The sequence below is a fragment of the Chitinophaga varians genome (assembly GCF_012641275.1).
GTDB lineage: Bacteria > Bacteroidota > Bacteroidia > Chitinophagales > Chitinophagaceae > Chitinophaga > Chitinophaga varians_A.
Genome location: NZ_JABAIA010000002.1, coordinates 1,544,274 through 1,567,255, shown reverse-complemented (window position 1 = coordinate 1,567,255; position 22,982 = coordinate 1,544,274). Strand labels below are relative to the sequence as shown.

Here is a 22,982-nt window from a genome sequence, read left to right as displayed (position 1 = left end):
TCTTATGGTGTCACTTTAATGATAAATTCACGGATAGTGCTTTTTTCCTCGTCCACTGTATGGTTGTAGGCGATGAAAGTAGCCCGGTATACTCCCGGGGCCGGATATACGTAAACATACTCCGTTTTGTCTGGTTCGTTGATGCTTTTTACGCCGGTGCTGACATCGGGCGCTATGCGGCCCACGTATAGCGGCCTGGTGATGATCCAGCTGGTATTAGTAGCGGCGGACGCATTGCCGCCGGTGATTTTAAGATCGGTGGCGGAGGGCGTCCAGCGGCCATTGGCGGGGTCCCATACGTTACCGTAACGTGTCCAGTACGCCACATCAGCCGCCACGGTGCTGAGTGCTATGTTCCGGTCTGCCAGTACATTGTTTACGGAGAAATCAGTGATGGTCCAGGTACGTTGGGTCGTACCCGTTACACCGCTGTATTTGAACGCGATAAACAGCGAGTCATTGGCGTTGCCCACCAGGTCTGTAAGATCGGCTGTGCCAAAGGGCACCACGGTAGCGCTGGTGGCCAGTTTACCGCGGGAACTGATATCTTTCCAGGCAGCATTCACCACGGAAGCGGAATCAAAACCGGGCAGGTTATTGGTGGCCAGCACCTGCAACGTGTTGGTTTGTGCGCCAAACTCCGATTTGGAAGAGAAGCTCAGCGTCACTTTGCCGAGTTGATAAGTGGTTGAACGGCTGTCGTACCGTTTGCCTGTTTCACCGGAATAGAAGGCGATGTTGCCTACGGAGCCGTTGAATTGAAACCGGGTGGAGTCACCGAGGCGGTACACAAAAGTATCGGCCACCCGGCGGGCCGGGTCCAGGGACACGCCGAAGTCCGGCCTGTCTACCTGCATTTTCCTGGAACAGGCCACGGCAGCCAATGCGAAGAGTATGATGAGTGATTTTTTCATGTGTGTTGATTTTTGAATTACCAGCCTTCGTTCTGTACCAGTAAACGGTTAAGGTTAAGTTCATAGGTCGGTTTGGGCAGCAGCACATGACGCTGGCTTACGTTACGGATGCCCTGCAGCCCGTTGGGATTGCCGGTGGCCGTTACGCCGGCGCCGTTGCTGGTGGCCCAGGCGGCGAACTCCTGCATATCTGCCACAAAATGCCCCCAGCGTATCAGGTCTGCCTTGCGCAATGCTTCAAAACACAGCTCCCGCATCCTTTCATCGCGGATGGCCAGCTGGAACGCTTCTTTGCTTAGGCCGGGCGTCAGGTCGGATTCAGTACCGGTAGTAATGGTGGCAGTGGCGGTAGCCGCTGCGCCGGCATAAGTGAACACCGCTCCGGTCACCGCAGCGCTGGAAGCGCCGCTGGTATGCGTGGGCGCCGTGTTGGTAGAAGTGCCTGCTGTAGTAACGGTGTACAGATTAGCGCCATTGGTGACCTGCATACCGGCGGTATAGCTGACACCTGGCGTCCAGAAAGTGCCCACTACCACTACCGGCGCGGAAGAATAATAAGCGCCAGGCGTTAATGCACCGGGACTGGTAAGATAGATGCCCGTTACTTTACCGCTGGTGAGGATGGCGGTGGCTGTAGCGCCGTTACCCCCGCCGCCGGTGATGGTGACAACCGGCGGTACGGTATACCCCGAACCGGCATTCACAATGGAAACAGACTTCACCACGTTGCCGTTCAGCAGGCCGTAACCTCTTTTACGCACCTGGTTGATATACGTATAGGCGTTAGCGGGGCCATTCACATAGTTCTCTGCTTCGGCGCGCATCAGCAATACATCGGAGTAACGGATCATCGGCCAGTTGATATTATACGTACCTGCGGCACCGTTAGTATTGCGGATAGACTGCGGCACATATTCCCTTCTGAACTTACCGGCGCACATCTGCCAGATATTAGGCCTGGCGGCTTTTACGCGGGGATTGGTGCCGTTGTAAATATAATTGGCGCAGTTCCAGTCACGACGGATATCCAACGAAGCCTTGTTAGGCGTGGCAGTGCTGTTAGGATCAACTTCGTAGGCGTCAAACAGTTTTTTAGTCACCCATACCCAGGCGGCGGCATTATAGGAGGTGGAATCTGCGGCAGTAAGGGCCGACTGTATGCCTACGAAGTTGCCGATATCATTGCCGGATTTATTGACCACGCCCGCGGCAGCGCCCAGTGAGCCCAGCTCCCAGATATTCTCTTTTACATCGTACAGGTCTTTGGCCAGGTTGATAAATATCTGGCGGTAGTCGGGGTTCAATGCATGAAGACCGGAATTGATCACTTTATCGGTATAGGTAATGACGTCCTGGTATTTGGCGGTATTGTTCTGCGGATAACCGGCCCAGTAGATATATACCCTTGCCAGCATGGCCTGTACGGCGGTCAGCGTCACCACGTCATTAAATTTCGCCTGTACTACGGTATAATCTTTCAGCAGCGCCTCTGCGTCTTTCATATCTTTCTCTACCTGCGCATACACGTCTGCCTGTTTGGCCGCGGCCATGTTTACTTCATTGATAGCGAGCGGGCGCAGTACCAGTGGCACATCACCATAATTACTGGTAAGAATAAAATAGAAAAAGCCTCTGAGAAACAGCGCCTGTCCTTTGAGGATATTACGCTTGCCCTGGTCCATCACCGGTTTGTCGATGTTCTGCAACAACACATTGATGTTGTTGATGCCCACATAGGCATACTTCCAGATATTGGCCACATGCACCAGCGACGCGTCATAGTTGTAACGCAGGCCGCGGGCATCGCCATCGGCGGTGCGGTTGGCCATCACTTCGTCGGTGGTGGACACGAAGTTGAAGCCCATCACCTGCGCATACAGCTCCGGGCGCATCAGGTCACTGTATACGCCGTTCAGCGCCTGTTGCAGCTGAACTTCATTCTGGTAATAGTTGTCGGGCGTATAAAAATCCGTCGGTTTGGTATCGAGGAATTTATTGCAGGCGGTAAGTCCTGCTATGGCGATACATGCGAAAATGCAGATACGTTTCATGTTCATCGTTTTAGAAGGTTACGTTTAAGCCGGTCACATAAGACAGTGAATGCGGATAGGCGGCGTAATCAAATCCGGGCGTGAGGTTGCCGGGCCTGGCGCTTACTTCGGGGTCCATACCGGAGTATTTGGTCCAGGTGTATATGTTCTGTGCGGAACCGTAAATACGTATGCCCTTTATTTTAGCACGTTTCAGCCAGGCACCGGGGAAATTATATCCGAGCGATACGGTCCTCAGCTTCAGATAAGATCCATCTTCCACCACACGGGACGAGTAAGCGGCATTGCCCATGCCACCGGCGCGGAACAGCGTATTACTGGGATTGGTCGGTGTCCAGCGGTCTTTGTAGGTGGCAAACTGGTTCAGGTTGGGATTGTTGACGATACCACCCTCAAACACGTAGCGGTTGGCGTTGATGATATCATTGCCGTAAGACCATTGCAGCAGGATATTCAGGTCAAAATTGCGGTAACGGAAATCGTTGCTGAAACCGCCTGTATGTTTGGGGAGACCGCTGCCAATGATCGTATAGTCCTGGTTGTTCACCTGCAAGTCGCCGTTCAGGTCTTTGTATTTGATATCACCCGGACGGATCGCGTTCCGCGCGGCGCCGTTGGTGGGCACCTCCGGCTTCAACAGATAGGTACCGTTGGGCATCACATCAAAATCGGCGTACTGGTATACACCATCGAACACCAGGCCGTACATTTCACCAAGCGGCCTTCCGATCACAGAGATATAAGGGAACAGCCCGGAGTAAGTGGTATTGAAGAAAGTACCGGAGCCGGACAGGATAGACTGCTGCCCTTCTGCCAGTGATAATATTTTGTTTTGATTGAAGCTGATGTTAAAGTTGCTGTTCCAGGAGAAGTCTTTTTTATCGACCACGGTACCGGCCAGCGTGATTTCGAGGCCCCTGTTCTGTAATTTGCCGACGTTTTTAAAACCCTGTGCGCTCTCAATGCCATGTGCATAGGGCAATGCAGCCAACAGCAGCAGGTCTTTGGTGGTCCGCTGATAGACGTCTACCGTGAGGCTAAGCCTGTTTTTCAGGAAAGCCAGGTCCAGGCCGATATTGGTCTGTTCATTGGTTTCCCAGCGCAGATTGGGATTGGCGGCAGTAGACATCACCGCGCCGATGCCTAACGGACCGTTGCCCGTGGAATACCAGTACTGCATATTGGTCAGTGACAACTGTGACAGGTAGGCAAAATCGGTCACGCGGTTGTTACCGGAAGCGCCATATCCCAGCCTGATTTTAGCATCCGAAATAAAGCGGAGGTCTTTCATGAACGCTTCGCTGCTGAAACGCCAGGCGGCCGATACGGCGGGGAAATAACCCCATCTGTTGCCTGGTGCAAATTTGGAGGAGCCGTCCGCGCGAACAGAAGCGGCAAAGAGGTATTTGGAGTTGTAATCGTAGTTGACCCGCAGCGCTCCGGAGGCCATGGTCCACCGGGAACTCAGCGATATCAGCGAGGTATTGGCCGGTGCGGCCAGGTCCAGCGCGTCCATGCCGAGGTCTTCGTTGGGTACCTGGTTGGCAGAGAACTTACGCCGCGACATTTTGTAGCCCTGCGCTTCAAATACGCCCAACACCGTCAGGTTATGCACTTTGTTCCAGCGCTTACGATACGTAAGCGCATTCTCGGAACGCCACAATGAAGTAGGTATGTACTCTACGCTGCCGTTGACACCATTGGAATTCCACTTGCTGCCTGACTGTGTTTTGGAATTATTGAAGATATCGGTCCCGTTATTCACGGTGTTGATGCCGCCAGCGATACGCAGGGTAAGGTCTTTGGTGATGGCATATTCCGCATATGCATTAGCGATAAGGTTGTTGACCCTCGTCACGGTATACTGGTTCTGTATATTCTGTAAGGGGTTCACCCGATAGTCCTGGTTATTGGCGATCTCATTGCCCGGATCATAAAAATCATCGATCAGGTTCGCTGCACTGTCTCTCCCCGCAATACTGTTGGTAGGCCGGAAACCCCATACGGAATAGAGCGTGGTGGCGGAAGCGTAAAAGTTGGTGGCGGAAACAGGGATACCATAACTTTCGTTATAGGCATAGTTGGCGTTGATGCCTACTTTCAGCTTGCTGCTCACGGTCTGGTCCAGCGAGAAACGGCCCTGGTAACGCTTAAACCCGCTGTTGATGATGATGCCCCGCTGGTTGTTGAAATTGCCCGATATCGAATACCGGGTTTTATCGTTGCCGCCACGGACGGCGATATCGTGGTTCTGGTTCTGTCCAACCCGATAAATATAATCCTGCATGTCGATGGCTTCTTTGTTGCGGTAGTCTTCCAGTTTCACGCCGCCGGCGAGATAAATGGAATCATACATCGACGGATTGATATCGCCTACATACCGGACAAACTCATAAGCGTTCAGCAGCGGTATTTTCTTAGGGATCTGCTGCCAGCCATAGTAGCCGTTGTAGGTCACCTGTGGCGCGCCCGATTTGCCTTTTTTGGTGGTGATAAGAATTACGCCGTTGGAACCACGGGCGCCGTAAATGGCCGTGGCAGAGGCATCTTTTAATACATCGATGGATTCGATGTCAGCAGGACTGATGGCGTTGGCGTTGGAGCTTTCCGTAGGAAAACCATCGATCACGTACAGCGGCGAGTTGTCTTGCGTGATGGAGCCGGCGCCACGGATCACGATATTGGCAACGGAGCCGGGTTGCCCGTCGTTGCTGGCTACCGCCACACCGGCCACACGGCCGGCCAGCGCTTCATCGAATGACTTCACCGGCGCTTTCTCAAACTCCTTCATGTTCACACTGCCCACAGAGCCGGTCAGGTCTTTACGTTGCACAGACGCATATCCTACTACCACCACATCGTTAAGCGTACCTACCCGGTCCTTTAGCCGGACATTGTACTCGGTCCGGTTATCCACCGGCTGCTCTGTTTTTTCAAACCCGATAAAAGTAAATACCAGCGTGGCGCCCGGCGCGGCGGCAATCACAAAACGGCCCGCATCATTGGTACTGGTGCCCGTTTTGTCATTCTTCACCATCACGGTCACGCCTACCAGCGGATTACCGTCTTTGTCCTTCACTATACCGGACACGGTCTTTTTTTGTTGCGCGAACAGGGAAAGCGGCACTATCAATACCCACATGATCCCCACTAGAAAACTACTGAAGGCGAAGCGGGATAGTCTTCCCTTACAGGATGATTGGCATCTCATATTCATAAGAGTGGAATTGAAAGGAATTCTGGTTGACGCACAAATATGTTGTAACGCGGTCAGATTGCAGGGGGACAATCCTAAATGAATGGGGTGAATTTTATAAATCCTCCCCCAACCTACTGATTATCAAAATAATAAAAACATCTTCCGGGATAAAAAAATCCCACGGGGGTGTATACAATGCTTATATTAGAGCATGATTTGGCGGTGTTTCCTGTTCTTATGCCTGTTGGTCCCGGCTGTATTTTTTCAAAGCAGCGGGCAGGACATCACATTTTCACATCTTACGGTAGAAGACGGGCTGTCACACAACGCAGGGCTGTCTATTATGCAGGACCAGCAGGGTTTCCTCTGGGTAGGCACCCATTATGGCCTCAACCGGTACGACGGTTTCCGTTTCAAAATATACCGCTACCATGCGGAAGACAGCACTTCCCTGCCGGACAATCAGATCATGACCATGTACCGCGACCGCCACAATACCCTGTGGATAGGCACTACCGGCGGACTGGCCAAATACGACCCGGTACATGACCGCTTTGAACGCATAACACTGGAACCCCCTCCCCGCCGTACCAATATCAACTGTATTTATGAAGACAGTAAAGGCCGTCGCTGGATAGGCGCCAACAACGGGCTTTTCCTCCAGGATGGTAAACGGCTGGTACAGTTCACACCGGGAAAAATCGCCGGCTACGTAGTGAAATGCGTGTACGAAGACCGCCACGGCAACATCTGGATAGGCACCAATAAAGGCCTTACTAAAATGACCGGTGACAAAACAGAGACCTTCCGGCATGAAGACGGGCAAACCTCAGGTCTCGCGATGAACTTCATCACCGCCATCACAGAAGATAAATTCGGCCGGTTGTGGATTGCCACCCAAACCGGCGGTATTAATATATATGATCCGGCCACCGGTCGTTTTTCGTTACTGGCCCAGCCCGTGATCATTAATAATATAGTCAGGCGCATAGTCCCCGACAAAGCCGGTAACATGTGGATCGGTACACAGGAAGGCCTCAGCATTATAGATCCCGTCACCATGAGCGGCCGCCACTACCAGCAGGAGCCGCACAACAACAACAGCCTTAGCCAGAATTCCATCCACAGTATTTATGAAGATAACAATGGCACCATCTGGATAGGTACCTACTTCGGCGGTGTGAACATGGTGCGCCCCGATGGCGGCTCGTTTACCGCCTGGCAGCAACATCCTCCCCTGGATGGCATCAGCAACAACGTGATCAGCAGCATACACGAAGATGCCCGCCACAATTACTGGATAGGCACTGAAGGCGGCGGCCTCAATTATTATGACCGTGCCACCGGCCGCTTCACCTATTATAAACATGAGGTCAACAATGCCGCCAGCCTCGGTTCCAACCTGGTGAAGGTAGTGTATGAAGACAAAGACCACCATATCTGGACCGGCACCCACGGCGGTGGGCTGAACCTGTTGCAGAACGGCGGTTTCAGACGTTATCTCTACAACCCTAAAGACCCTGCCACCTTTTCAGGGGAGGTGACCTCCGTGCTGGAAGACAGCCGGGGCCGGTTCTGGGTAGGCACCAACGTGCAGCTGTATTTGTTCCACCGCAAAGGCATTGAACTGGAGCAGCAGGCAGACACCGTGATCATGGGCATCGCCAGGCGGCAGTCTATCCGTTATATCCTGGAAGATACCCGTCACCGCATCCTGGTAGGCACCATCAGCGGCCTGTATGTGCTGGAAGGGGATTCCGCGCGGGTATTACAACAGGGATATATCAATTCCATCCAGGAAGATTCAAAACACAATATCTGGGTAAGCCTGTATTTCGGAGGGCTGGTCAGATACAACGCCGACCTGCAACAAACAACACATTACAGGGAGAAAGACGGCCTGCCGAATGACAATGTGCTGGGGCTATTGGAAGATGACCAGCATTATCTGTGGATCAGCACCCATAACGGGCTGGCCCGGCTGGACCCCGCCCGTAACAAGTTCCAGACGTATACCGTCAGCGATGGCATTGCCGGCAACGTGTTCAACTACAACTCTTTCCTGCGCGACAGTCGGGGTGAATTCCTCTTTGGCGGGTATAACGGCATCACCAGTTTCTATCCGGAAAAAATCATCACTAACACCCACCCCTCGCCGATCCGCTTTACCGGCCTGCGTTTGTTCAACAACCCGGTGGGCATCGGTCAAAAAGACAACCTGCTGGAAAAGGATATCAGTCATACCCGGGCGCTGCGCTTCCAATACAACCAGGATGTGTTCACCCTGGAATTTGCGTTGCTCAATTATATCAAAAGCAACAAAAACCGCTACGCCTACCGGCTGGAGGGCGGTGACGGCAACTGGATAGAGACCGCCAACCCTGCCGTCACTTACACCAATTTATCGTCCGGCCATTATACATTCTGGGTGAAAGGCGCCAACAATGATGGCATATGGAGCGAACCTGCCAAAATGGAGATCACCATCCTTCCCCCTTTCTGGCGCACCTGGTGGGCCTATGCCATTTATGCAATGGGGGTCATTTTACTGATATTCCTCGTCACCCGTTTCTTTTTCCTCTGGGCCCTGCTGCACAAAGAAGAAGAATTGCACCAGGTGAAACTGAACTTCTTCACCCATGTGTCTCATGAAATCAGGACACACCTTACCTTATTGCTGGTGCCAGTGGAGAAAATGATAGACACCCTGAAGAAGGACGACCCGTTACAGGCCACGCTGTCGCAGCTCCGCAACAACGCCGACCGGCTGCTGAAGCTGGTAAATGAGCTGATGGATTTCCGGAAGGCGGAGACCAACCATCTGACGCTGCATGTGCAGGAACAAGACCTGATACCCTTCCTCGATCAGATCTACAGCAGTTTCCGGGAGCTGTCGCTGGACCGTAATATCAGCATCGCTTTCCGGCATGATGTGGAACATGCGCTGGTTTACTTCGACCGGGAACAGCTGGAGAAAGTGTTCTTCAACCTGCTGACCAACGCCTTTAAATTCACGCCCGACGGCGGCCGTATACAACTGCATGTGTCCCAGGTAAAACAAAACATGGTGATCACCGTCACCGATAACGGTCGCGGTATCGCTCCCGAATACCTGGACAAGCTGTTCACCAATTTTTTCCAGGTACAGGACCATGGCCTGCAAAACACCGGTTACGGTATCGGGCTGGCGTTGTCCAAAAATATTGTGGAGCAACACAAAGGCACACTGACAGTAGAAAGTGAACCCTCTGTCGCAGCGCAAGAAGGCCGTACCTGCTTTACCGTTAGTCTTCCTTTAGGCTTCCGGCATTTCGGGGGCACGCAGCACACCGTTGGCGGAGAGCCCGCGCTGCCGGCCGCACCGCTGAAAATGCCATTGTCCGCAGAAGCAGCAGATACCGTTGCTACCGATACCCCGCAGCCTTTTACCGTTCTCATTGTGGAAGATAATCCGGAGCTGCGCGCCCTTATCCGTCAAACCTTCCAGGAACAATACAAGGTACTGGAAAGTGAAAACGGGGCCGCCGGCCTGGCTGCCGCCACCACACAGATCCCCGACATTATTATCAGCGATGTGATGATGCCGGAAATGGACGGGCTGCAATTCTGCACAGCCCTTAAAACCGACGAACGCACCAGTCACATTCCGGTAGTGCTGCTCACCGCCAAAAGTTCACAGGCCGATCATGTGAGCGGCCTCGAAACCGGCGCCGACCTGTATCTCACCAAACCATTCAGTACCAGGGTGCTGGCACTGAATATCCGTAACCTGATCGCCTCCCGTGAAAAGATGCGCGAACGTTACAGCCGGCAGCTGCAAACGGAAGCAGTCGTCCCCGACCCGTTGCCCAACAGCCTGGACAATGCTTTCCTGGAAAAAGTCATAGCCCTCGTGGAAGAACATATGGATGATCCGGACTTCGGCGTGGAGATGCTGGCCCGCAAGGTGGCCATGAGCCAGCCAGTGCTGTATAAGAAACTGAAGGCCGTCACCAATATGTCGGTGAATGACTTTGTGAAATCGCTGCGCCTCAAAAAGGCCGCGGCGTTGATCCGTACCCGTCAGCATACCGTCTACCAGGTTGCCTATATGGTGGGGTACAACGACCGTAAATATTTCTCCCGGGAGTTCAAAAAACAGTTCGGGAAAACGCCTTCTGAGTTCGCCGAAACGCCGGAATTGTGAAAATTCCCCCTATTCTCTCTGAAAAACCACCCCGCTGCCAGCGCCGGTATCCGTAGATTTGTTACAAATCCCACTGTTATGAAGATGAAAATTCTACTCCTGGCCGGGCTGCTGTTCCATACCATCGGCGCAACGGCCCAAACGGAATATACCACCATCATGGACCGTATCCGGGAGGAACTGCTTGCGCAGGCCTCCAATACCACCACGCTGGACAACAACGTCACCGCCACGCTGGCCACCTTGCAGGCCAACGGCTCCTGGCCCGATGTGAGTTACGCCTACAGCTCCACCACCTACACAGCAGACACACATATCAACCGGGTGAAAGCCTTCGCGCAAGCCTATACGAAACCGGCCAGCTCCTACTATCACAGCGCTACGCTGTTTACCGCGATGGCCAATGCACTGACCTACTGGAACACCACCGATCCTAAAAGCTGGAACTGGTACCATAACGATATCTCCAATCCACAACGCATCGGCGAAATACTGATTATGCTGGAGACGGCGCCTCAAAGCCTGGGCAGCCTGCGCAACGCGCTGCTCACCCAGATGAGCCGTGGTAACCCCACCAAACAAACCGGGGCCAACAAGCTGGACGAAGCCACCCACTTCATGTACCGTTCCTGCCTTACCGCCAATGATTCATTGATGCAGTATAGCGTGAACGAAGCCTTTTATCCGCTGGTGCTCACCACCGCGGAAGGCATACAGCACGATTACTCCTACCAGCAACACGGACCACAACTGTACATCTATGGTTATGGCTCCGTGTTCGTTGACGGCGAGATAAAAGTAGCCTACTACCTGCGAGGCACCTCCTATGCGCTCTCCGGCAGCAAACTGGCCATCTTCAGCGGCTTTGTACGCAATGGTTTCCTCAAAGCCATGCGCTCCAAATACATCGACTTCGGCACCAACGGCCGCAGTATCAGCCGGGAGAACAATCTCCAGGTAGGCGTTACCAGCCTGCTGCAAAAACTTAAAGTGCTGGACACCGCCAACGTGGCCGAGTACGACGATAACATTGCACGGCTCAACGGTACCCAGCCGCCGGGGTATCAGCTACCGGCGCTGCATACGCATTTCTGGCGCTCCGACTATACGCTGCATCATCGTACCGGCTACCTGTTCGGGCTACACCTCACTTCTACCCGCACCGCCAAACAGGAAAACGGCAACGGTGAAAACCTGAAAGGTTACTACCTCTCAGACGGGTCCACCCATATTGCCGCCAACGGCAATGATTACTATAATATTCCCCCGGTATGGGATTGGAGCCATATCCCCGGAACAACGGTGCCATATATCACCACTTTCCCGGTACGGTCCCCATGGGGCGTCAATTTCGGTACGACGGCCTTTGCAGGCGGCGTGTCTGACTCGCTGTACGGCGTGTCTGCCCTGCAGTTCTCCGACTACAGCACGCAAGCACGCAAAGCCTGGTTCTTCTTTGATAAAGAAGTGGTTTGCCTGGGCGCCGGCATCACCTCTACGGCAGCACAACCCATTAACACTACGGTGAACCAGTGCCTGCTCAACGGCACCGTTTCCGCGAAAATCAACGGCGCCGTCAGCACCATCAGCAACGGCACATACAGTTACAACAATACCCTCAAATGGATCACGCATAACGGCATCAGTTATTATTTCCCTGCCGGCGGACAGCTGCAACTGAGCATGCAATCGCAGTCAGGCACCTGGAGAAGTATCAACAACGGCGGCAGTACTACCATACAGAACATGAACGTGTTCCAGCTATGGCTGGACCATGGCACCGCACCGGCGAACGGCAGCTACGCTTACTACGTGCTTCCCGGGCAGGACATGAACACCTACGATACCACCGCCGTACGGATAGAACAGAACACCGCCGATATACAGGCCGTATACCACGCGGGGCTCAACATCCGGCAACTGGTGTTTTACCAGGCAGGCACCTTTCATAAAGATTCCGTGACCATTACGGTTGACCGGCCTTGTGCCCTGCTGCTGCGCGGTATCGGATCTACAGATGTGACAGTGTCTGTGGCAGATCCGGCGCAGTCTTCCGCACCGGTCAATATTTACCTGACCTTGCCAGGCATTGCACAAACGCGGCAACTGGCAGCCAGCCTGCCTTCCGGCCCGTATGCCGGTTCCACAGCGGTGTATCATGTCAATAATAACACACCAGTGTATTCCGCGTCCACCGTTACTGCCATAGCAGACGCTTATGTCAGAGGCGGCACCTATAACAATACCAACTATGGCACCGGCAGCCTTGTACTGAAACAGGACGCAGGCACCAGTTACAACCGGGAAATATTTCTGAAGTTCAACGTTAGCGGTCTGCCGGCAGGCACCAACCAGGTGAAGCTGCGCATGTATGTGAACTATGCCAATACCGGCATCGCCACCGTGCCCTGGATCGCCCAGTACGTGAGCAACGACAGCTGGACGGAATCCGGCATCACCGACAGCAACAAACCCGCTGTCATCAAAGCGGTAGATACCATCACCGGACGCGGTGCAGGCAATTTCGCAGAATGGGACGTGACAGATATCGCGCTCACAGAGAAGGCGGCAGATGGCATCCTGACACTGAAACTGGTGTCCGGGCTTGCAGGGTCCACAACAGACGCTATCTTCACCTCCCGCGAAGGCAGCGACTCCACACAGCGGCCGGTACTCGTCTGCAGCAACAGCAACACCACCTTTCAGGCCATGATGGCAGGGCATGAGGCCTCCACCAGTAACGTGACGCTTTCCCCCAACCCTGCAAACGATTACATACGGGTACAAACGGCAACGCCCTGGCAACAGGCAGAGCTGCGGGATGCAGCAGGTAAAGTGCTACGGACAGAAAAACTGAATGGACGGCAACAGTTTGAAGTACCGCTGGCCAATGTACGGCCTGGCATGTATTGGCTGGTACTGAGCGGCCAGGGGAAACAGATCGTTAAGAAGGTAGTGAAGCTGTGATCAACTTTCTTTGGGCGGGTATTCAATGCCCGCCTCCTTAATTAAATCATAGCCATATTTCATGATCGTCTCTATGAGAGGAATGGTTTTCTTTCCTTTCTCCGTCAGGCTGTACTCCACTTTTGGCGGCACTACCGGATGAACCATTCTGCTGATCAGGTCTTTGTTTTCCAGCTCTCTCAACTGGCTGGTCAGCATTTTATCTGTAATATGCGGGATGTCTTTTTTCAGTTCACTGAACCGTAGCGGCTTCTCCTGCAAACGCCATAGTATAGGCATTTTCCACGTTCCGCCGATATGGCCCAACGCAAATTCGATCGGCGTGTAATACAACCTCTTATCGTGAAAAAATTCAGGCATACGGCTATTTCCCGCTAAAGTACAAAACCTCTCCTGAAAAGGGATACTTACCAAATGGAAAGTGCCTCACTAAATCGTCAGTATACAGTTTTAAGACAGTCACGCTGCAATTTTGCCGGAAAAATTTTTCTATGCGTACTGAAAAAGATCTTTGGTTGCTGGCGTTGGGTGTCTTTGGTATTACGACTACGGAATTTGGAGTAATAGGTGTGTTGCCGGACATTGCAATGGCCTTTCATGTCACCATCGACAAAGCCGGATGGCTGCTCAGCGCTTTCGCGCTGATCGTGGCATTCTTCGGGCCTTTTATGATGATGCTCTTTTCAAAAATCAACCGGAAGACGTTATTGCTTTTTTCACTGTTGATTTTTGCGGTGGCGAATGTGCTCTCTGCTTTCGCCACCAGTTTCTATCATCTGCTGATCATCAGGATGCTGCCCGCCTTTTTTCATCCGGTTTATTGGTCGATAGCATTGTCGGTAGCTATCAATACCGGTGATAAGCAAAACACCTCCAAAGCGGTCAGTATTATTTTCTCCGGCCTTACCATCGCCACCGTATTGGGCGTGCCTTTGGCCACGTTCATTTCCGCGATGCTCAACTGGCAGGGGGCCTTTCTGATAACGGCTTTTATTAATGTGCTGGCCCTCATCGGCATAAAGATATGGCTACCGCCGGTGACAGCAGGCAGTCCCAAGGTAACCGGGCCACAGACAAACATCTTCCGTAACAGTCTCCTGTGGACCAATTTACCGCTGGCCTTTTTTATCATCACCGCGATGTATTCCACCTACGGATACATGGCGGATTTTCTAAAGCAGGTATCCCACATGCAAGGCGGCACTATCAGTATCATGTTGTTGTTATTCGGACTGGTGGGCATTGGTGGTAATTATCTCGCAGGAAGATATATGAGCAGGCAACCTTACCTCACCACGCTGTTGTTCCTGTTGTTACTGTCAGGAGTGCACCTGCTGTTATATTGGCTGGGTGGCAGTTTCATGCCAATGGTATTGCTGGTTGTTATATGGGGGCTTGTCCATGCCGGCGGCTTTCTGATCAGCAATATACAGGTCACCTCTTCGGCGCCGCAGGCATCAGAACTCATCAACAGTGTTTTTACTTCTTGCGGAAATCTTGCCGTTACGGCCGGCGCCCTGTTAGGCGGGCATTGGATTGCAGGATATGGTATCGCCAATGTCGTCTGGTCCACCGTGGGATGTCTGACAATAGCGATACTCATACTGCTGTTTAAACGTATCAAATATCAACGCCCGGGGCTTTAGCCCCCGGGAGTTATTATGGTTTCGCCCAGAAAACGTCCGGGTTGTTGGTGATCAAAGTTTTGTAGGAGTTCCATTTCAGATTTTCTGATTTGGTGTTTTGCTGGTTCAATCCGTCCAGCGGCACCAGCTGTACGTAGGTCAGCCATTTACCTGCCTGCTGTGTTTCCTGGTCATATCCACTGGCAGCGGAAGATTCCAGACGGTAGAGGTTCTTGGCCATATAGTTGTCGAGATATTGTTCTTTAACGGCAGAATTTTTCCGGTTCCAGTTAGCATCGGGGTTCACGATGAGGGTCTGCCCGTTGATCAGCCGTTCGCGTACTTCCTGCGGTCCCAGCACTTCGCCTTTTTCATTCATCACATAGGCGTTGAAGGTAGGGTCCATCCACACCCATTTTTGTTTTTCGGTTGAATATACCATGTTGATCACATGGCAGTCGTCGAATTTCAGTTCTTTGGGCATGCAGGTCAGAAAGCGGGATTTGAAACCCATAGCGAGGTAACATTCATTCAATACAGTGGCCATCATACGGCAGTTGACGCCCCGTTTTTCCTTGTTGCACACATCGATAATACCGATGGCATTTCTTACAGCAGGATTGTTACTGCTGCCATCATGCCGGATAATATCATGTACCCAGTGCATCAGGTTGATCATTTGGGAGATTTCATTACCGCTGCCCGCAATGGAATCCAGTTTAAGTTCCCGGCGAATACGTTTCAGCGCCTCATCATCGGGAGACAGGTAAGTAAATGCCGGCAGTTCCCTTTTATCAGCATAGTTGTATTTTTTAGCCTTTTTCAACATCTCCAGCCGGGAAGGCTGAAATTCCACCCTCGTCAAAGCAGAGTCTTTACCATTCAGGAGGATATAAAAATCCTGCTGTTGGCCGGGCTTCACATGAACGGAAATAGAATCCACATCCGTATAAAAAACCACTTTCTTCGCTGAAGTGCGATAAATGTCCGGTTTTGTTTCCGGCTCGATGGTCCAGGTGTTCTTCATAAAAGTAGGCCCATCTTTTATGCTGACGGTTTTAGAGGTAGCCCGGATGACGGGTACCTGTTGGGCGAATGCAGTGATGCTCCATCCTGCGAGGAGAAGGAATACAGATAATGATTTCATGGTCTAGATAGATTTATAACAAACATATGTTGCACCATAAAGACGACTGGAAACAGAAAAAGTTGCAGTCGTTTACATCATTGTCAAAAAATATCCTCAGGAGCCTCCTGGACTATTTCAATAACGGAACAATTTCTTTCCCTATCAGCTCAATGGAGTTCATGAGCTTATCATGTGGCAGGTTGGCGTTGTCCATCTGGAAGGTGAACCGGCTGATGCCACCCAGCGCCTCACTATGACGCCTGATTTTGTCGGCCACCTCCTGCGGGCTGCCTACCAGCAAAGCTCCTGTAGGACCGTTCTGCGCGTCAAACTGGGCGCGTGTCACAGGTCCCCAGCCTCTCTCCTTCCCGATGCGGGTAAACACTTCCGCGTACCCCGGGAAAAACTCGTCCCTCGCCTGCTGCGATGTTTGCGCAATATATCCCAGCGAATGCAATCCCACCTGCAACTGCTCTTCGGGATGACCCGCCTTGGCACCAGCTTCGCGGTAGAGGTCCACTAAGGGCCTGAACCGGTGCGTTTCCCCACCGATCACCGCCACCATCAAAGGAAGTCCCAGCATGCCTGCCCGTACAAATGACTGTGGCGTACCGCCTACGCCCACCCATATGGGCAACGGCTGCTGCACCGGCCGCGGATAAATAGGCGCATTTTGCAACGGCGCCCTGAACTTCCCGCTCCAGTCCACCCGCTCATGGTCTCTTATCTTTAACAACAGGTCCAGCTTTTCAGTGAACAAGGCGTCATAATCATCCAGGTTGTACCCGAAAAGCGGAAAGGCCTCAATAAAAGACCCACGGCCTACCACCATCTCCGCTCTTCCTTTGGAAATAATGTCCAGCGTGGCAAAACTCTGAAATACCCGCACCGGATCAGCAGCACTCAATACCGTTACCGCGCTGGTGAGTTTAATGTTTTTTGTACGGGCAGCAGCAGCAGCCAGTATCAGCACTGAGGCCGAATCCAGGAACTCCCGGCGGTGATGCTCCCCCAGCCCGAACACGGCCAGGCCAGCCTGGTCCGCCAGGATGATCCGCTCCAGCAGATTGTCCATTTCCTGCATATCAGCTGCCGCATTGTGGCCGCTGCTTTGTGATTTGGTGGCAGCAAAGCTGTCAATACCTATTTCCATGTGGTTTGTTTTAAAGTCAATAAATGCTGGTTGCATCTTTGGGCAGCTGCTGTACATGCTGCATATAAGCCCTTACATTCGCGTCCCAGTCCTCAGGGTAGGTGTAACCCAGCTGCGCAGCTACCAGCCGTGCCATGTCCCTGAAAAGGTCCATGGTAGTGTAAACAGACTGCCATATGCTTTGCAGGTCGCCTTCACTATAGGTGGCCATAAACTTATCATACACTTCCGGCTCCAGGTAACGCCGGTAATATTTCCCAAACTTGCCCGGATTTACCGCAAACCGGTAACGGCAACCAATATACCAGTTCATCATCTGCATCAGCGCGCCACGTACCACCTGGTTGATCAGCTCTTTGGCCAATACCACTTCTTCACGCCACAGTCCTTTCGCCAGACCGGCATTCGTGTACCAGAATTCATTGCAGCAGTCTGTATACGAACGTGCTGAAGGTTTTTCCACGATGTAACCGGCGTCACTGGCGGGTGGAAGTGGTTTGTCCACAAACAGGCCGGCCTTGTCCCAGAGTACTTTACATAAGCTGTCTGCGGTAAAAGCATCGAGTTTGTCCGGTGGCACCATCACCAGATCTATACGGTTACCATCTTTAAACTGCAACAGATAAGAGAACGCGCCCTCCAGCTCCGGCGCCGGCGGATACAGCTCCATGTCCTCCGGCATCTGCATGATCATTCTCTCCCCGAAAACATCCACCCAGCTATGGTCCTGCAGGAATGGCGTAAGATCATCCACCACATAGATAATATCGAAGTCCTGGAAAATATCCGGTGTCACATTGGGGTTGGAGCGTGATCCGTCCTGTAAGACGGCCAATATCCGCGGGTCTTTTGCGGCTACGCTAAGGATCAGGTCCATCATGGCTGTTTCGCTTCTGCTGGTCATATTATCATCTGTTTGCTCTAATTTAAGGATATCTCATTGAAAGTTGTCCAACAGGTCTCTGCGATAGGTCGTGCCGATGGGCAATATCGTTCCGTCGTCAAGTTCCACCTGGCCGCCGGTTATCTTGCTGATGCGGCTCATGGCCACGATATAGGATTTGTGAATTCTCCTGAACCGGACTTTGTCCAGCTTTTGTTCTATTTCTGTAGTGGTGATTGGGCTGAGGTAAGTAGACTGTTTCGTTACGACTTTCACATAGTTGCCCCAGCTGCGGACATAGGTGATCTGATCGTACATCACCTTCACAATTTCCCCTTCCACTTTCAGCATTACAAAAGCGGAGGGCGCAGAATTGGGTTCGTTCGTGGCGGTGATTTTTGGTCGCAGCCGCGAATATACTGTATCTATGGCCGCCATAAACCGCTGAAAATTGAATGGCTTCACCAGGTAATCCACTACCCGGTATTTATACCCTTCCAATGCATATTCCCGATAGGCGGTCGTTAGTATTACCAACGGAGGATCAGACATTGTTTCCAACAGCTCCAGCCCGCTCAGTCCCGGCATATTGATATCCAGGAAAATCAAATCCACCCGGTTGTTGTATATATAACCCATGGCTTCCACCGCGGTAAAAAACGATCCGGCCAGCTCCAGGTTATGCAGGTTTTTGATATACTGCTTCAATACAAGGTGAGCGCCTTCTTCGTCGTCTACAATAATGCATTTTAAAGTGTTATCCATGTGCTGTCGTATTTATCCTTAAAGTCAGAGTGGTCCGGTATTCCTGCCCATCAATAGTGCTGACAAGACTATACCGGTGTTTATACAGCATCTCCAGCCGTTCTTTAATGTTGATCAAACCAATACCGGTGGAGCCGCTTTTTAAGGCTTCATCCGGCAACGAATTACGTACATCCACCACCAGGTCGTCTTCATACCGGTAAACACTGATGTTAACATACCATGTATGGCTGATAGTGACACTGTGCTTAAACGCATTTTCCACTAACGTGATCAGGATCAGCGGAGCAATCCTGTATTGGTGCAGGACGGTATCATCCGCCGGGAAATCATAACTGATAAGGCATCGTTTTCCGATACGTTCCCGCTCCATGGCAATATAGTTGTCGATGAACTGCAATTCCTCGCGTATGGTCACCGTCGGTTTGTTGCCGTTTTCCAGCTGGTACCGCATCAGGTCGGCCAGCTTCAGAATGAGGTCCGGCGTACGTTCCGGCTCCGTAAGGCTTACGCCGTACAGGTTATTGAACATATTAAAGAAGAAATGCGGGTTCAGTTGTGCATGGAGAAATTTGATGTTCATTTCGCTCAGCTTCAACTGCACCTCGCTCCTCTTCTGCAATTCCCTCGAATACTGACGTACCAGGAAGAGGGAAAGGATGGTCACCGTACTGATGATACAAAGCACAAAGTTATAGGCGATGTTCATTGGAAGAGAAACATCAGGCTCCTGGTAGAACTGCGGGGATATCCAGAAATAGTCAAGACCAAACAATAACAGGGCGCCAACCAATGTGGATAAGATAAAGGTTAAAAAGTACAAAGCATACCTTTTAGCCATCAACAACGGAAATATCAGGTAGAGGTTAAACTGCGCCTGTCCGTACAGTAGGATAAAAAACACCAGCGCCTGCAGGACCGCCTTCAGAGAGTCCAGTTTTATCCACTCATGCAATATCGTCAGGACAAACATCGCAACAAACACGACCACTTCCTGTAGAAACCTGCTCCGAAGCCAATTTGCCTTATTCTCCATTACCAGCGCTTTAAGTAAAACAAAGCTCACTCATTTTAATACAACCTGCAAAACATCATGACGAACTGCATTGGTCATTATATTCCGGGCCTTGCTCATTCATTTTTTTATGTGGAAACCAAAGTTTCTTGTTTTGCAGATATTTCAATTATAAACCATGCATTCGGTTATCAAATTACTGTTTTTATCCGTTTTATGTATGTTGGCCGCTGAGAGGTCACATGCACAACAACTCTCGTCCCAGCAACCTGACAGCAATACCGTCACCAGCATGAAAAACCTGAACGCCATTACTATCAGCGGCAAAAAGAAGCTGGTGGTAAGTAAAGGCGATAAGCTGATATACAATGCTACCGCAGATATCAGCAACAAGGCCGGCTCCGCCAGCGATGTGCTGCGGAAAGTACCGCTGCTGACCGTAGGCCCCGACGGAGAGGTGAAAATGCGGGGCGACCCGAATATAAAAGTGCTGCTGAACGGGCTGCCGTCGGGCATCTTCGCCAAAAACCTGAAAGAGGCGCTGAAAATGATCCCTGCCAGCAGCATCGCTGCTATTGAAGTGATCACGTCCCCTTCGGCCAAATACGAGGCAGAAGGAGCGGCGGGCGTTATCAATATCATCACCAAAAAGAAAATAAAAGGCACCAGCATAGAAACCACCGTCAGCGCCGGCAACCTGGAACAGTCTGCCAGTGCGGCACTGAGCACCGTAAAAGGCAATATGGAACTAAGCCTGAGCCTCAATGCCAGCAATCAACGGGAACGAAGAACATCCACCCTTAACAGGACTTCTTTGTTCAATGGCCAACCGGCAGGAGAACTGCTGCAAGAGACGGAAATCATCCAGCATGAACGGGGCCTCTATGGCAACGCCGGCCTTACCTGGCATGCCGACTCCCTGCAAAAAATCAGCACCACCCTTACTTTCTGGAACGGTTCCTGGCCTTCCCGCAGCACGCTGTACAACCGCTACCAGGACAGCAAAAGCACTACTGAATACAATCAGAACAACCGCCAGACCAACAGTTCCGGATATTATGAACTCTCTGCCACCTATCAGAAGCGGTTCCGCCGAAAGGTGCAGGAGTTGCAGGTACTGGGCATGGTCAGCAACATCTCCGATCGTTCTGAATATAACACCAACCAATATACGCTATCGGGGGTGAACTATTTTCGTGAATCCGGGCCTAACAACAGCAAATCATGGGACTTCAGCCTGCAGGCAGATTATACCCATCCGCTGAACAAAACCGGCAGAAATGTCCTTGAAACAGGTGTTAAGTTCAGCAGGACCAGCGCCAATACCACTTACAGCGCCAGGAACAACGAGCACAATCCCGGCAGCACCGACCTGGTTGAAATATCTTCCCGCTCCGACCAGATGAAATATTTTCAAAATATTTACGCAGGTTACGTCAGCCTGAAGTTTGAAACTGCAAATAAATGGATGTTCCGCACAGGCCTTCGTTTTGAAGGCACCAGCCTGGGGAGTGAGTTCCGGCGGGCGCCATCATCCTTTGATGCTTCGTTCAACAACCTGGTGCCGGGTCTACTGGTAGCCAAAACCCTAAATGATCAGCATGATGTGAAATTCAGCTATACAGAACGCATCCGCAGGCCATGGATATGGGACCTCAATCCCTTCGTAAACGCCAGCGACCCGCGTAACCTCACTTCCGGCAACCCGCTGCTGCGGCCCGAAACAACCAGGACACTCGAAGCCGGCTACAACTACAACGCCCCTTCCGGGTTCACTTTAAACAACAGCGTGTATTTCAGCGCCAACAGCAACGCTATCGAAATGCTGACCACCGTAGACAGCCTGGGCATCTCCAGGACCAGTCCACGTAACGTGGCCGCCAACAAGCGGTTAGGCGCCAATATCAACGCCGCCATGGAACTCAGCAGCAGCCTGAGCGTCAACGGCGGCGTGGAACTGTACCAGGTATGGTTCAAAAGCGACGCCCTTCAGGTGAAAAATGAAGCAGGCTTCTATTCCTTCAATCTGAATGTATCATGGTCCCTCCCCAAAGACTTTACCCTCCAGGCGTCCGGCGACTATAGCAACGGCTACGTGACGCTTCAGGGAAGGAATTCAGCGTCCTGGTCTTACAGTTTCTCCGCTCAAAAGGAATTCCTGGATAAAAAAGCCAGTGTGATGATTGGCGTTACAAATCCTTTTCAGAACAGCATGCTGCAACGCAGTACGGCCACAGCTCCCAGCTTCCGCAGCACGGAAGTCAACAACTTCTTTAACCGTGGCTTTCATGTCGCTTTCAACTGGAAATTTGGATCGCTGAAATCCGGTAACAATAGTGAAGAGAAGAAAATGCCGCCGATGGGACGGCATTAGTTGTATTGTTGACCCTGGCACCGTACCGCGCCTGCAGGAGCGGTACGGTTTTGTTATGAGTGGTTAATGATGCCATCTTAAGTGATATCTTTGCGATGGACATCACAGCCAAAAGGACGAACATGCACGAACAACTAATAAGCCTCATTTCCCAAAGCGCAAAGCTAAGCGAGCGCGACGAAGCCCTGTACAGACAGTACTTTGAGCCGGTACTTCAGCCCCGGAACCGCGTTATTGAAGAAGAAGGGAAAATCCCGAAATACCTGTATTTCATCGTTTCCGGGTTTGTCAGGCTGTTCCACTACAATGAAAAAGGCGATGAGGTGACCACGCATATCAATTGCCCTCCCGGCTTCATCACTTCTTACTTTAACTTTATCAATCAGACAGTGTCCGACGAAAACCTGGAATGTATAACTGACTGTGAATTGCTACGGATTACCAAAAACAACCTGGAAGCCCTCACCCGGGAAAGCGCAGCGTTCAAAGACTTCAGTATCCTGGTTTTTCAGCAGTCGCTTGCCTATAATGAAAAACGTTCCAAGGAACTGGCCGCGCTCAGCGCAGAGCAACGGTATAAAAACCTGATGGATGAACATCCCGAAATTCTCCATAATGTCCCCTTGCAATACATCGCCTCATTCCTGGGCATGAACCCTAAAAGCCTGAGCAGGATCCGCAAACAGATCATTAGGTAACATTTGCGAAGCGGTGTTAACGG

14 protein-coding genes are annotated in these 22,982 nt (G+C 51.7%); 5 read left to right on the top strand and 9 right to left on the bottom strand.

Annotated features, from left to right (window positions below):
- Positions 1-2: 2 nt before the first annotated feature.
- The 3 genes from HGH92_RS20940 to HGH92_RS20930 are packed head-to-tail and all read right to left on the bottom strand — an operon-like array spanning position 3 to position 6,182.
- Complete coding sequence (locus tag HGH92_RS20940; RefSeq protein ID WP_168872695.1) at positions 3-914, bottom strand: DUF5017 domain-containing protein; 912 nt, start codon at positions 912-914, stop codon at positions 3-5.
- 17 nt (positions 915-931) lie between these two features.
- A complete protein-coding gene (locus tag HGH92_RS20935) occupies positions 932-2,965 on the bottom strand; it encodes a RagB/SusD family nutrient uptake outer membrane protein (RefSeq protein WP_168872694.1) in 2,034 nt (677 codons plus the stop codon).
- 10 nt (positions 2,966-2,975) lie between these two features.
- Positions 2,976-6,182, bottom strand: coding sequence for a SusC/RagA family TonB-linked outer membrane protein (locus tag HGH92_RS20930; protein ID WP_247654991.1), 3,207 nt, complete (start codon positions 6,180-6,182; stop codon positions 2,976-2,978).
- Positions 6,183-6,375: 193 nt separating this feature from the next.
- Here HGH92_RS20930 and HGH92_RS20925 point away from each other — a divergent pair, with 193 nt between their 5' ends.
- Both HGH92_RS20925 and HGH92_RS20920 read left to right on the top strand, forming a co-directional pair.
- Positions 6,376-10,350: a two-component regulator propeller domain-containing protein gene (locus HGH92_RS20925; RefSeq protein ID WP_247654990.1), complete on the top strand. Its 3,975-nt coding sequence runs from the start codon at positions 6,376-6,378 to the stop codon at positions 10,348-10,350.
- Positions 10,351-10,428: 78 nt separating this feature from the next.
- On the top strand, positions 10,429-13,317 hold the full coding sequence (locus HGH92_RS20920; RefSeq protein WP_168872693.1) for a polysaccharide lyase family 8 super-sandwich domain-containing protein: 2,889 nt from the start codon (positions 10,429-10,431) through the stop codon (positions 13,315-13,317).
- Here the strand turns inward: HGH92_RS20920 and HGH92_RS20915 are convergent, their stop codons facing one another.
- Positions 13,318-13,677, bottom strand: a complete 360-nt coding sequence (locus HGH92_RS20915; RefSeq protein WP_168872692.1) for a winged helix-turn-helix transcriptional regulator — start codon at positions 13,675-13,677, stop codon at positions 13,318-13,320. It abuts the gene before it with no gap.
- Between the two features lie 131 nt (positions 13,678-13,808).
- On the opposite strand from HGH92_RS20915, the gene HGH92_RS20910 reads away from it, so the two are divergent.
- Positions 13,809-14,963, top strand: coding sequence for an MFS transporter (locus HGH92_RS20910; RefSeq protein WP_168872691.1), 1,155 nt, complete (start codon positions 13,809-13,811; stop codon positions 14,961-14,963).
- Between the two features lie 13 nt (positions 14,964-14,976).
- On the opposite strand, the gene HGH92_RS20905 is transcribed toward HGH92_RS20910, so the two are convergent.
- From HGH92_RS20905 to HGH92_RS20885, 5 genes are all read right to left on the bottom strand, one after another.
- Positions 14,977-16,089, bottom strand: a complete 1,113-nt coding sequence (locus HGH92_RS20905; RefSeq protein WP_168872690.1) for a transglutaminase family protein — start codon at positions 16,087-16,089, stop codon at positions 14,977-14,979.
- A 112-nt stretch (positions 16,090-16,201) separates the two neighbouring features.
- Positions 16,202-17,224 (bottom strand): LLM class flavin-dependent oxidoreductase, encoded by a 1,023-nt coding sequence (locus tag HGH92_RS20900; RefSeq protein WP_168872689.1) that lies wholly within the window; start codon positions 17,222-17,224, stop codon positions 16,202-16,204.
- Positions 17,225-17,240: 16 nt separating this feature from the next.
- A complete protein-coding gene (locus tag HGH92_RS20895) occupies positions 17,241-18,128 on the bottom strand; it encodes an aminoglycoside 6-adenylyltransferase (RefSeq protein WP_168872688.1) in 888 nt (295 codons plus the stop codon).
- Between the two features lie 33 nt (positions 18,129-18,161).
- Positions 18,162-18,872: a LytR/AlgR family response regulator transcription factor gene (locus tag HGH92_RS20890; protein ID WP_168872687.1), complete on the bottom strand. Its 711-nt coding sequence runs from the start codon at positions 18,870-18,872 to the stop codon at positions 18,162-18,164.
- Positions 18,865-19,908, bottom strand: coding sequence for a sensor histidine kinase (locus HGH92_RS20885; protein ID WP_168872686.1), 1,044 nt, complete (start codon positions 19,906-19,908; stop codon positions 18,865-18,867). Before HGH92_RS20885 ends, HGH92_RS20890 begins: the two co-directional genes overlap by 8 nt.
- 199 nt (positions 19,909-20,107) lie before the next feature.
- On the opposite strand from HGH92_RS20885, the gene HGH92_RS20880 reads away from it, so the two are divergent.
- Both HGH92_RS20880 and HGH92_RS20875 read left to right on the top strand, forming a co-directional pair.
- Entirely contained in the window at positions 20,108-22,261 is a 2,154-nt protein-coding gene (locus HGH92_RS20880) for an outer membrane beta-barrel family protein (RefSeq protein WP_168872685.1), read from the top strand.
- 122 nt (positions 22,262-22,383) lie between these two features.
- Positions 22,384-22,959, top strand: a complete 576-nt coding sequence (locus tag HGH92_RS20875) for a Crp/Fnr family transcriptional regulator (RefSeq protein WP_168872684.1) — start codon at positions 22,384-22,386, stop codon at positions 22,957-22,959.
- The last annotated feature ends 23 nt before the right edge of the window (positions 22,960-22,982 follow it).

Coding starts and splice junctions, on each gene's coding strand:
- HGH92_RS20925 (WP_247654990.1), top strand. CDS start 6,376: ATGATTTGGCGGTGTTTCCTGTTCTTATGCCTGTTGGTCCCGGCTGTA.
- HGH92_RS20910 (WP_168872691.1), top strand. CDS start 13,809: ATGCGTACTGAAAAAGATCTTTGGTTGCTGGCGTTGGGTGTCTTTGGT.
- HGH92_RS20880 (WP_168872685.1), top strand. CDS start 20,108: ATGTTGGCCGCTGAGAGGTCACATGCACAACAACTCTCGTCCCAGCAA.
- HGH92_RS20900 (WP_168872689.1), bottom strand. CDS start 17,224: ATGGAAATAGGTATTGACAGCTTTGCTGCCACCAAATCACAAAGCAGC.
- HGH92_RS20935 (WP_168872694.1), bottom strand. CDS start 2,965: ATGAAACGTATCTGCATTTTCGCATGTATCGCCATAGCAGGACTTACC.
- HGH92_RS20930 (WP_247654991.1), bottom strand. CDS start 6,182: ATGAATATGAGATGCCAATCATCCTGTAAGGGAAGACTATCCCGCTTC.
- HGH92_RS20915 (WP_168872692.1), bottom strand. CDS start 13,677: ATGCCTGAATTTTTTCACGATAAGAGGTTGTATTACACGCCGATCGAA.
- HGH92_RS20895 (WP_168872688.1), bottom strand. CDS start 18,128: ATGACCAGCAGAAGCGAAACAGCCATGATGGACCTGATCCTTAGCGTA.
- HGH92_RS20920 (WP_168872693.1), top strand. CDS start 10,429: ATGAAGATGAAAATTCTACTCCTGGCCGGGCTGCTGTTCCATACCATC.
- HGH92_RS20875 (WP_168872684.1), top strand. CDS start 22,384: ATGCACGAACAACTAATAAGCCTCATTTCCCAAAGCGCAAAGCTAAGC.
- HGH92_RS20905 (WP_168872690.1), bottom strand. CDS start 16,089: ATGAAATCATTATCTGTATTCCTTCTCCTCGCAGGATGGAGCATCACT.
- HGH92_RS20885 (WP_168872686.1), bottom strand. CDS start 19,908: ATGGAGAATAAGGCAAATTGGCTTCGGAGCAGGTTTCTACAGGAAGTG.
- HGH92_RS20890 (WP_168872687.1), bottom strand. CDS start 18,872: ATGGATAACACTTTAAAATGCATTATTGTAGACGACGAAGAAGGCGCT.
- HGH92_RS20940 (WP_168872695.1), bottom strand. CDS start 914: ATGAAAAAATCACTCATCATACTCTTCGCATTGGCTGCCGTGGCCTGT.